This window comes from Nocardioides sp. (assembly GCF_047607185.1).
Taxonomy (GTDB): Bacteria; Actinomycetota; Actinomycetes; order Propionibacteriales; family Nocardioidaceae; genus Nocardioides.
The window spans coordinates 19,917-30,699 of sequence record NZ_JASGDQ010000024.1 but is presented as its reverse complement, the minus strand read 5'-3'; the positions used below and the strand labels follow the sequence as shown (position 1 = coordinate 30,699).

Sequence of the window (10,783 nt, the reverse complement as noted above, 5' to 3'; positions counted from 1 at the left end):
GCGCAGCAGGCTGTCGGCGCGGCCGTGCAGGGCGCGGGCCCGCTCCTCGGAGGTGCGCAGCGCGAGCCGGGCCTCCATCTCGCTCTGCCGGGCAGCCCGGGCGGCCTCCGCCAGCTCCTCACGGAGTCCGGCCTCGGGCTCCTCCTCGCCCGCGTCCTCGGCCGTCGCCAGCCGGGTCTCGAGCTCGGTGAGGCCGGCGACCGCCTGCTCACGGGACGCCTGGGCCTGCTCGATCGCCTGCCCGAGCCGGTCGGCCTCGCCACGGGCGGCACGGGCCACCGCGCCGTACTGCGCCAGCTCCTCGGCCACCGCGGCGAGCGTGGCGTCGGACTCGTGCAGCTTGGCCAGCGCGACGTCGACCCGCTTCTGCGCCTCCAGCCGCTCGGCCTCCAGGCGCGAGGTCTCGAAGGTGAGCCGCTCGGAGGCGGAGATGGCCTCGGTGAGCTGCTCGGCGGCCTCGTCGACCGCGGCCTGGATCTCGATGAGGCTCTGACCGGCGCTGGAGCCGCCGGAGGCGAAGTGGGCGCCCAGCAGGTCGCCGTCCCTGGTGACGGCGGTGACATCGGGCAGCGCGGCGACCAGGACCCGGGCGGCGTCGAGATCGTCGACGACGGCGACCTTGAACAGCAGTCGCGCCAGCGCCGGCCGCAGCGTCTCGGGGCACTCGACCACGTCCACGGCGTAGGAGTGGCCGGCCGGCAACGACGGCCAGTCGGCCGAGTCGGCGGGCGCGCCGCCCAGCAGCAGCCCGGCGCGGCCGAGGTCGTCGGTCTTGAGCAGCCCGATGGCGGCCACCGCGGCGTCGGCGTCGGTCATGGCGACCGCGTCGGCGGCGGAGCCGAGCGCGGCGGCTACCGCGGTCTCATAGCCCGAGCGGACCGCCAGCAGCGCCGCCACCGAGCCCATCAGGCCGGAGACCCGGTCGTTGGCGGCGAGCAGCGCGCCGGCGCCGTCCTTGCGGGCCAGGCCGAGCTCCAGGGCGTCCTTGCGGGCGGCCAGGCCGGTGCGGTCGCGGTCGGCCTGGGTGGCCTCCTCGCGCACCTTGGCGAGCCTGTCCTCGACGTCCTCCAAGGCGGCCGTGGCCGCCTCGTGCTCGGCGTCGAGGCCCTCCTCACCGGCGTCGAGGCCGGCGACCTTGGTCTCCAGCGAGGTGAAGTCGCGTTGGGCGCGCTCGGCGCGGGCCGCGGCCTCCTCACGAGCCAGGGTGAGCCGGCCGACCTCCTCGTCGGCGGCGGCGGCACGGGACTTGAGCGCGTTGACCTGGCCGTGCAGCCGGGCCAGCCCCTCACGGCGGTCGGCGGCGGCGCGCTGCAGCGCGGCGACGCGGCGCTCCTCCTCTGCGGCCGCGTCCTCGGCCGCCTTGCGGGCGTTGACGGCCTCCTCCAGCGCCGTACGGTGGCTCGCCACCTCGGCGTCGATGGCGCGCTCCTGCTCCCGGGCGCGCGTCGCCTCCGCCTCCAGTTCCTCGGGGTCGCGGCCTGGCGCGACCTCGGGCACGGCGGCCGCATTGCGAAGCCGTTCGGCGGCGAGCGAGGCGGTGCCGCGCAGCCGCTCACGCAGCCCGTTGAGGCCGAACCAGGTCTCCTGGGCGGCCGCGAGCGCGGGCAGGTCCTCGCGCAGCGCCGCCTCCAGGGCGGCCTCGCGCTCCCGGCCGGCGGCGACGGCGGCCTCCACCTCCTCGCGGCGAGCGACCAGCACCGACTCGTCGGCGAGCTCCTGCTCGAGCGCGCCGCGGGCGACGACCAGATCGTCGGCCAGCAGCCGGGCCCTGGCGTCGCGGACGTCGGCCTGCACGGTGGCCGCCTGCCGGGCGACCTCCGCCTGCCGCGAGAGCGGCTTGAGCTGGCGGCGGATCTCGGTGAGCAGGTCGTTCAGGCGGGTGAGGTTGCCCTCGGTGGAGTCGAGCTTCCGCAGCGCCTTCTCCTTGCGCTTGCGGTGCTTGAGAACGCCGGCGGCCTCCTCGATGAAGCCGCGCCGCTCCTCGGGCGTGGCGTGGAGGATGGTGTCGAGCTGGCCCTGGCCGACGATGACGTGCATCTCGCGGCCGATGCCGGAGTCGCTGAGCAGGTCCTGCACGTCGAGCAGCCGGCAGGACTGGCCGTTGATCGCATACTCCGAGCCGCCGGAGCGGAACATGGTGCGGCTGATCGTCACCTCGGCGTATTCGATCGGCAGGGCGCCGTCGGTGTTGTCGATCGTCAGCACGACCTCGGCACGTCCCAGCGGTGGCCGCCCCGACGTACCGGCGAAGATGACGTCCTCCATCTTGCCGCCGCGCAGGCTTTTGGCGCCCTGCTCGCCCATCACCCAGGCGAGCGCGTCGACCACATTGGACTTGCCCGAGCCGTTGGGCCCGACGATGCAGGTGATACCGGGCTCGAGCTGGAGCGTCGTGGCCGACGCGAAGGACTTGAACCCCTTCAGAGTCAGGCTCTTCAGATACAACGTCTGGCTCCCTCACCGGGCGGGCGTGGCGGTCGAGCGGACACGGCGACGCCGTCGGGCGCCGACGCGGGGGAAGCTCAGCGCCCTCACCCTAACAAGCGCGAGCGACGATCCCGCGCAGGCTAAGCCGCAGCGGCGGCGGCGTCCTTGCCCAGCAGGCCGATCTCGCGCCACAGCGCGACCAGCACGACAGCCGCGATGACGAACGCGAACCAGTAGGGGGCGGTGATGCCCCAGTGCTCCGAGAGCAGCGCCCAGGAGGCGGTCTCCCAGATCAGGCCGTAGCGCATGATGTCGCCGATGCTGAAGCGCCGCTCCACCCAGCCATAGCTGAAGGAGCCGACCACCCCACCGACCGCGACGCTCGCCAGCAGCAGGCCGTAGCCGATCTCGTCCAGTCCGAGTCGCTCCCGGGCGTAGAGCACCATCGTCCCCCAGGCAGCACCGTAGGCGACGTTGGAGGTGACGATCTGGAGGTTGAGGACGCGGGTAGCCCGGGTACGCCAGGACCAGGCCCAGCCCTCGCGGATCTCCGTCAAGGCGTGGCGGCGGTCCTCCGGCGCGACGCCGTGCGGGGGCAGCCTCAGCCGGCTCAGCAACAGCGCCGCGAGGCCGAGGCAGACCAGCTGGGTGACGAACGGCAGCCAGTGCGCAAGCGTGAACAGGGCGGCACCGAGCGGCGGCGCCATGAGCCGGTTGATGCCCATCGAGCCGAACTGGAAGCGAGAGCTGGCGATGCCGAGATCCGCCCTGGGGACGATCATCGGGAGCACGGTGCGGCCGGCCGCACCGTAGAGCGTGTCGGCCGTGCCGATGGCCAGCATGGTGAGCAGGATCAGCCAGATCGTGGCCCAGCCGGTCGCCAGGAAGAGCACCAGCACGCCCAGCGCGAGGCCGCGCAGGACGTTGGCGAGCACCATGAGCCGGTTGCGGTCGTGCCGGTCGGCCAGCACCCCGGCGTACAGGCCGAAGGCGAAGCCGGGCAGCCAGTCCAGGAGGGCGGTGAGCGAGATGAGCCGAGCGTCGTCGGTGAGACTGGCCACGAGCAGCGGTCCGGCTGCGAGGGCCATGCCGCCGCCGAGCGCGTTGAGCCAGCTGGTGCCCAGGAGATAGCGAAAGCCGACTCCCAGCCGCCCGGGGGCGATGACTTCGAGGAGTCGGCTCACAAGGACGAGAGGCTAGACGCCGCCCGCCGCGCAGTCACCCTGTTCCGCCGAGGGCGGAAGATTCAGGCGGGCTGCATCTCCTGGATGTGCGACTCGACGTGCTCGGCCGCCTGGGCCACCAGCGCGTCGTTCTCCTGCTTCAGGGTGAGCACGAGAGCCTCGAGCTCCTGCACCCGCGCGCGCAGCCGAGCATTGTCGACCACGAGAGGGTGAGGAGTCCGCAGGTCGCTGTTCAGGTAGCCGATCAGCGCCTTCGCCATGACCATTCCTTCTGTGGGATCGGAGGAAGTCGCCCGGTCTCCCTCGCCGGCAACCGGGCCGTCTCCAAGAGTCCCACTCCTCGCGGACTCGGTCAAACTCGCGGGCCGGCCTCTGCCCTGCGGCTCTCGGCGAGGCTGGGGTCACGACGCGCGAAGCGCCAGGGTCGGCGAGAGGCGCGCGGCTCGCAGGGCCGGGCAGAGGCCCGCCGCCGCGCCGACGAGTGCGGCGATCACCGGGCTGGCCGCCACCGTCTCGATCGGGACGATGACAGGTTGCCCCGCGGCGAGCGCGACGACGCTCGCCGCCGCAGCCCCGAGGCCGAGGCCCGTAACGCCGCCGACGAGAGCCAGGGCTGCGGCCTCGGTGACGAACTGGGCGGCGATCTGCGCGGGGCGTGCGCCCAGGGATCGGCGCAGCCCGATCTCTCCGCGGCGCTCGAGGACGGTGACGACCATGGTGTTCGCGATCCCGACCGCGCCGACGAGGAGGGCGATGGCGGCGAGAGCGACGCCGAGGGCGCTGAGGGAGTCCTCGGCGGTGCCGCGGACGCCGGCGAGCTCGGTGAGGGTGTGGACGGAGACGAACGCCGACCCGGGGCTCGCGGCGGAGGCGAGCAGGTCGGTGACCTGGGAGAGCTGTCCGGGTTCCGCCCGGACGTACATGGCCGAGATGTCGCCGATCGTGGCGCCTTCGAAGGTGTCGCGCACCCAGTGGTCGCCGAGGATCGCGGAGGCGTCGACGTCGGTGGCGAGGCCGGCGGATTCGAGGATGCCGAGCACCCCGTACCACTGCCCACCGATCCAGATCCTGTCTCCGGGTCGGGTCAGGCCGAGCCGGTCCGCGGCGGTGCGGCCGAGGACCGCGACCGGCAGGCCACGGGTGGCGTCGTCGAACCAGCGCCCGGAGGCGAGCTCACCCTCGATCGCCCGGAGCGCGTCCGGACGGGCGACGGCCACCCGGACGCCGTTCGTCTCGGTCTGCGGCACGACGTCGGTGCGGTAGACGTGGATGTCCTCGGGCGCGGTCTCGAACACGCCCACGTCGGCGACCCCGTCGACGCGCCGAGTCGTCTGCGGTGCGGTCTGCGGCAGTGGGACCAGGGTGTCGTCGGGACCTGCCGCCGGGGCGACGACGGCGAGGTTGGCTCCCCTCCGGTCGAGCTCGGCGAGCAGGTGGGCCCGGTTCGACGCCGCCGTGCCGGTCAGCGCGGTGAGGGAGGCGATCCCGATCGCGACGCCGAGCGAGGCGAGCGCGGTCCGCTGGGGTCGGCTGGCGAGTCCGAGCCAGGCGGTGCGCAGCAGGTCGCGGGGCCGGAACCTGCTGGGAGCAAGGGGTACGGCGTCCACATTCATCGGTCGGCTCCCCCGGTGTTCGGCGACGCGGCGACGCCGCTCGGCTCGGCCTCGGGTGGGCGAGGGTCGAGGATCCGGCCGTCCTTGAGCCGGATGCGCCGGGTGAATCGCTCGGCGACCCCGGCGTCGTGGGTGACCACGACGACGGCGGTGCCGGCGCCGGCGATCCGGGTGAGCAGCTCGACGATCGCCTCTCCGGTGGCGGAGTCGAGCGCTCCGGTCGGCTCGTCGGCGAACAGGACCGCCGGTTCGCGGACGAGCGCGCGGGCGATCGCGACCCGCTGTTGCTCGCCCCCGGACAGCTCGCCGGGGCGATGGCGCAGCCGGTGCCCGAGGCCGACCGCGTCGAGCGCGAGGAGAGCGCGCTCGACCCGTTCCTTCGGCGACGCGCCGGTGTAGAGGAGTCCGGTGGCGACATTCTCGATCGCCGACACGGCCGGCATCAGGTGGAACTGCTGGAACACGAAGCTGATCCGCGAGGCGCGGATCGCGGACCGCTTGGCCTCCGGCATGGCGGTGAGTTCCCGACCGTCGACGAGCAGGGTGCCCTCGGTCGGGTCGTCGAGGGTGCCGAGGATCGCGAGCAGCGTGCTCTTCCCCGATCCGGAGGCGCCGAGGATCGCCAGCTGCTCGCCGGCATGGATGCGCAGCCAGCTGGGATGCAGTGCTCGCACGGCCGGGGTGCCCGGGTAGGTCCTGGCCACCCCGCGGGCCTCGATCACCGGCACCCGGGCCGCTTCGCCGACGAGGACCGGAACTGCGACGCTCATCGTGAGACCACCACCGACTCGCCCTCCGCGAGGCTGGGCGAGTCGGCGGGAGCGCCGGCGACGTCGGGGCCGGAGGCGAGGATCTGCACCCGAGCGTCGGCGACGAGCCCGATCCGCACCGGCACCCGCACGATCCGCTCGCCGGTGAGCACCTCGACCGCGTAGCTGTCCTGCGCCGTGGCGATCAGCGCGGTCGCGGGCACGATGAGCGTCTGCTCGCTCTCCTCGGTGTTCTGCACGATCACCCGGATGGAGGCCGCGCCGAGGGAGGCGACCTGCTCCTGATCGGGGAACTCGATCGTCGCCGTCGCCGGCGTCGTCTGCCCGTCCTCCCCGGCCGGTTGCCCGCCCGGATCGAGGGCCGCGAGGGTGTTCTCCAGTTCCGTCCCGTCCGGCAGCACGACCGTGACCGGTGTGCCTGCGGTGAGTTCGCGCGCCTGCGCGGCCGTGAGCGTCGCCGTCGCCGACAGCGTGGTGGCGGTGTAGGTGCCGGGGCTGACTCCGGCCTGCCCAAGCTCGGCCGTGACCTGAGCGAGCCGGATGCTCGGCGCATCCACCACGACGGCGTCCGCCACCGCCACCGTGCCGGTCGTCGGCAGACCGAGCGCTCGGTGCCAGCGTTGTACCGCGTCGGTCGTCCACCAGTCGAACCGGTCGTCCGGCTCGCGGTCGAAGAACCCGAGACGGGCCAGGTTCTGCTCGAGCTGGAGCACGTCGGGGCCGTCGTCGACGCCGCTGGACAGGTCGCGCCAGAGCGGGCGCGCGCCCTGGAGGAGGACGACGGGCCTGCCGTCGCTCTCGTAGACCGCCTGCCCGGCCTCGATCCTCTGCCCCGGCGACGGCAGCGCGGTGAGGATCCCCGAGGAGGCGGGGAGCGCGATCGGGTCGCCGTAGCCGAGCGTCGCGCTCAGCCGGAGCTGACTCGTGAGCGTCCCCCGTTCGACCGGAACGGTCACCGCGGACGATGCCGGCGATCCGGCCGATGCTTCCGCGGCGCCCTCCCACGGCCTCCGGATCGCGATCGTGGCGCCTGCGGCGGCGGCCGCGACCGCGGCCACGACGAGCAGGAGCCGAAGCGCGGTGCGGGAGCGAGATCCCCTGCTCATGACGCGGGCGTACCCAGGAACTCCTCGAGGACGGCCCAGGCCTCGAAGGGAGCGTCGAGGGGCTGGCCGAGGTTGAACACGGCCGCGTCGCGATCCCAGCACTCCTCCAGGACCGCCCGGAACTCGGCCTCGGTGAGATCGGCGGGGATCTGCAGCGCGTTCGCCCGTGAGAAGTCCGGGTCCTCGAACTGGGCGTACCCGTTCGCGCGGGCACACTGGGCGAACGCGAGGGCGGCCTCCTCCTGCTCGGCCTGCTGCTCCTGTTCCGCGGGATCCTCGCCGGGGACGATCTGCGGCTGCTCGAAGTCCGGGTGCTCCGCCTCGCAGGCGGCGTAGGCGTCCTGGGTGACGGCGTCGCCCGCGAAGTACGCCGAGTCGACCGGGATCACCCAGGTGTTGCCCTCGTCGTCCCCTTCCATCCCGAGGAGTCCGTCTCCGCTGGAGACGGCTCCGCCTTCGGCGGACCCCGCCCCCGCCTTGACCGCGACCTGGCCGCTGTCGGTGATCTTCGCCTCCACGCCCGCCGCGGTCAGGCAGGCGAGGAAGGCCGCGGCGTCCTCCGTGCCGCCCTGCGCGCTCTCGCCCGGCTCCACCGGGGTCTCCGAGCCGGCGGTGCAGCCGGTCAACGCGAGTGCCCCCGCGACGGTGAGCCCGGCCAGGGCGGCGAACAGGTTGCGGGTCGTCATGGATACCTCCGTGGACTGCGGCGGTGGCTCTCACCGCTCGGAGGCAGTTCTACGCAGGGCCGGGTTCGGTCCAGGTCTGCATCGACCTAACCTCGACCAAACCTCGCGGATGTGACCATGGCGGACACGAGACGATGGACGAACACAGCCCGACAGCGCGGAGTGGAGGCAGGAGATGCGGGTGTTGATCGTCGAGGACGAGGTGGATCTGGCCGACTCCCTCGCCGACGGGCTGCGCGGCGAGGGGTACCTCGTCGACGTGGTCCACGACGGTGCCGCCGCGCTCGTGAAGGCCGGGCAGGTGGACGTGGACATCATGATCCTCGACCGTGACCTCCCCGAGCTCCGCGGCGATGTCGTGTGCCGCACGTTGCGCGACCAGCAGCACCCGATGCGGATCCTCATGCTCACCGCAGCCGGCACTCTCGACGACCGCGTCGCGGGGCTCGATCTCGGGGCCGACGACTACCTCGCCAAACCCTTCGCCTACGTCGAGCTCCTGGCCAGGCTGCGTGCCCTGGCCCGTCGCGCCACCGAGAGCAACCAGATCGTCCTCAGCTCCGGCGACGTCCGTCTCGACACCCTCCGGCGGGTCGCCGAACGGGACGGCCGACCGCTTGCCCTCACCCCGAAGGAGTTCGGCGTGCTCGAATCGCTGCTGTACGCCGACGGCGGCCACGTCCACCCCGACGACCTCCTCGCCGACGTGTGGGAGAACCCCGCGGACCGGAACCGCTCGGTGGTGAAGCTCACCATCCACACCCTGCGTCGCAAGCTCGGCGACCCGGACGTGATCCGCACCAGCCCGGGGGTCGGCTATCGGATCGAGGCACGAGCGTGAGCGCCGCCACGAAACGCCGGTGGAGCTTCCGCACCCGCCTCACGGCGCTCATCGCCGTGGTGTTCGTCGCCGGCGGGATCGCCCTGCTCGGTGTCCAATACCTGCTCGTCCGTGGGCTCTTCGACACGGCGATCGACACTCTCGCCGGATGCGCGGACGGCACCAGCATCACCTTCGTCGGCAGCGACGACCCGCCCACGGATTCCGGCTGCACCGAGATCCGCGGCGGCGTGGACGACTCCGGACACGGTCAGATCAGCGTCGGCACCGACGGCACGAGCGTGCTCGTCCAGCAGACGACCTCCCTCTCCCGCGAAGTGCTCTCCGGGCTCCTGGTCTGGTCGATCGCGACCCTGGCGGTGTTCACCGTCGTCGCCGTCGTCGCGGCATCGTGGCTGTCTCGACGATCCTTCGCCAGGATCGGGCAGATCACCGACACGGCCAGGCGGATCACCCGCGACGGCCTGCGCCAGCGCCTTCGTCTGCCCGGCCCCGCGGACGAGATCAAGGAGCTCGGCGACACGATCGACGCCATGCTCGACGGGCTCGAGGCGTCCTTCACCCGACAGGAGCGCTTCATCGCCAACGCCTCGCACGAACTGCGCACCCCGCTCACCACGACCCGCACCGCCCTGGAGATCCCGCTCGAGCAGGGACGCGTGCCCGGGCACCTCGAAGCCGCCGTACGCCGCGCCCTCGACGCCAACCGACGCAGCGAACAGCTCATCGCGGCGCTGCTCCGGCTCGCGCGCGCCACCGTCGTCCCGACTGCCCCCGACGACCCCGACGACCCCGAGGGTCCGGTCGACCTCCCCGCCGTCGTCGAGCACAGCCTCGCCAGCCGCGCCGACGACATCGAGGCCGCGAACCTGACCGTCACGACGAGCCTCGCCCCGGCATCGGTCACCGGCGTGGATCCGACCCTGCTCACACTCGCGATCGACAACCTCGTCGAGAACGCCGTCCGCCACAACCACCGGGAGGGGACGATCCACATCGCCACCGGAGCCACCGATGATCGGGCCTGGGTCGAGATCGGCAACAGCGGCCCGATGCTCACCCCGCAGGAGACCACCCGGCTCACCGAGCCGTTCAACCGCGGCCGCGACACCCGAACCATCGCCGGCACCCGAAGCCTCGGACTGGGTCTCACCCTCGTGCAGAGCATCGCCGAGACCCACGAGGGCATGCTCACGCTCACACCCCGGGACGGCGGAGGACTCGTCGTACGCCTCCGGCTCGGGCGGGCCTGACGAGCGCCGCCCGCTCGACGCCTACCGTCGCGCGGCCGCGTCGACAGGCCTTGTGGCCTCGACGCGAAGCGCGGCCGCCGCGGACGACGCCGCGTTGCCGATGGCGACGGACGCTCCGATCAGGCTGGCGATGAGCATGGTGACGGCGCCCTTTCGTCCACTCCTAGAAACATCTCAGTAATCACACCGGTAACGCGTAGCCAGGCTTCCTACCTTCGTCAGCACTGGCCCCCGAGCGGGCTCGTCAACGAAGAAGGAGACCCATTCATGATCAGCAAGCGCATTGCCGGACTCGCCGCCGCAGGCACCATCGCCGTCACCGGACTGTCGCTCGGAACCGCGACCTCCGCGAGTGCCGCGAGCATCGAAAGCACCACGAGCTCGGCCAGCGACACCACCTACACGGTCGTTGCGAAGAAGTTCGACGACGGGGCCAGCGCCACCATCACCCTCACCAGCTCGGGGTCCGACGACGTCACCACGACGAAGACCACGGTCAGCGAGAGCGGCAAGCTGAGCTACACCTTCGCGCCCGAGAGCGCCGGCAAGTACATCGTGAAGTTCTCCGCCGACGGCGAGACCGCCAAGAAGGTCATCAAGATCGGCAGCGCCTACAAGAAGATCACCGTCAAGGCCAAGAACACCAGCGACAAGACCACGACGATCTCCGGCACGGCGGCCGCCGACTCCACCATCAAGGTGAAGATCTACGACCCCAGCGGCGACCTGGACGCCACCAAGACGGTGACCGTCGACGCCGACGGCAACTGGTCGACGACCTTCTCCAAGGCCACCGAGGACGGCGAGTACGACGTCGACGTCACCTACGTCAACACCGACACCAACTACGGCGTGAAGACCTACACCGACACCTTCGACCGCACCTGATCGACCGACGCAGGC

10 protein-coding genes are annotated in these 10,783 nt (G+C 72.3%); 3 read left to right on the top strand and 7 right to left on the bottom strand.

What is annotated here, in order from left to right:
• The 7 genes from smc to QM595_RS02345 all read right to left on the bottom strand — a co-directional run.
• Window positions 1-2,445: chromosome segregation protein SMC (gene smc / locus QM595_RS02375; protein ID WP_415169919.1), on the bottom strand; the 2,445-nt coding region annotated here is incomplete at its 3' end.
• Window positions 2,446-2,567: 122 nt separating this feature from the next.
• Window positions 2,568-3,611: an MFS transporter gene (locus tag QM595_RS02370; protein ID WP_415169918.1), complete on the bottom strand. Its 1,044-nt coding sequence runs from the start codon at window positions 3,609-3,611 to the stop codon at window positions 2,568-2,570.
• Between the two features lie 62 nt (window positions 3,612-3,673).
• Window positions 3,674-3,871 (bottom strand): hypothetical protein, encoded by a 198-nt coding sequence (locus QM595_RS02365; RefSeq protein WP_415169917.1) that lies wholly within the window; start codon window positions 3,869-3,871, stop codon window positions 3,674-3,676.
• Window positions 3,872-4,012: 141 nt separating this feature from the next.
• Window positions 4,013-5,224, bottom strand: coding sequence for an ABC transporter permease (locus tag QM595_RS02360; protein ID WP_415169916.1), 1,212 nt, complete (start codon window positions 5,222-5,224; stop codon window positions 4,013-4,015).
• The gene (locus tag QM595_RS02355; protein WP_415169915.1) at window positions 5,221-5,994 is read right to left on the bottom strand and encodes an ABC transporter ATP-binding protein; all 774 of its coding nucleotides are present in this window, start codon (window positions 5,992-5,994) and stop codon (window positions 5,221-5,223) included. Before QM595_RS02355 ends, QM595_RS02360 begins: the two co-directional genes overlap by 4 nt.
• Window positions 5,991-7,100, bottom strand: a complete 1,110-nt coding sequence (locus QM595_RS02350; protein ID WP_415169914.1) for a peptidoglycan-binding protein — start codon at window positions 7,098-7,100, stop codon at window positions 5,991-5,993. Before QM595_RS02350 ends, QM595_RS02355 begins: the two co-directional genes overlap by 4 nt.
• Window positions 7,097-7,786 carry a hypothetical protein gene (locus QM595_RS02345; protein ID WP_415169913.1) on the bottom strand — a complete coding sequence of 230 codons (690 nt, stop codon included), beginning with the start codon at window positions 7,784-7,786 and terminating at the stop codon, window positions 7,097-7,099. The genes QM595_RS02350 and QM595_RS02345 overlap by 4 nt, the downstream gene beginning before the upstream one ends.
• Before the next feature lie 175 nt (window positions 7,787-7,961).
• On the opposite strand from QM595_RS02345, the gene QM595_RS02340 reads away from it, so the two are divergent.
• From QM595_RS02340 to QM595_RS02330, 3 genes are all read left to right on the top strand, one after another.
• A complete protein-coding gene (locus QM595_RS02340; protein WP_415169912.1) occupies window positions 7,962-8,627 on the top strand; it encodes a response regulator transcription factor in 666 nt (221 codons plus the stop codon).
• On the top strand, window positions 8,624-9,880 hold the full coding sequence (locus tag QM595_RS02335) for a sensor histidine kinase (protein WP_415169911.1): 1,257 nt from the start codon (window positions 8,624-8,626) through the stop codon (window positions 9,878-9,880). Before QM595_RS02340 ends, QM595_RS02335 begins: the two co-directional genes overlap by 4 nt.
• A gap of 267 nt (window positions 9,881-10,147) precedes the next feature.
• A complete protein-coding gene (locus QM595_RS02330) occupies window positions 10,148-10,768 on the top strand; it encodes an Ig-like domain-containing protein (protein ID WP_415169910.1) in 621 nt (206 codons plus the stop codon).
• Window positions 10,769-10,783: the final 15 nt, after the last annotated feature.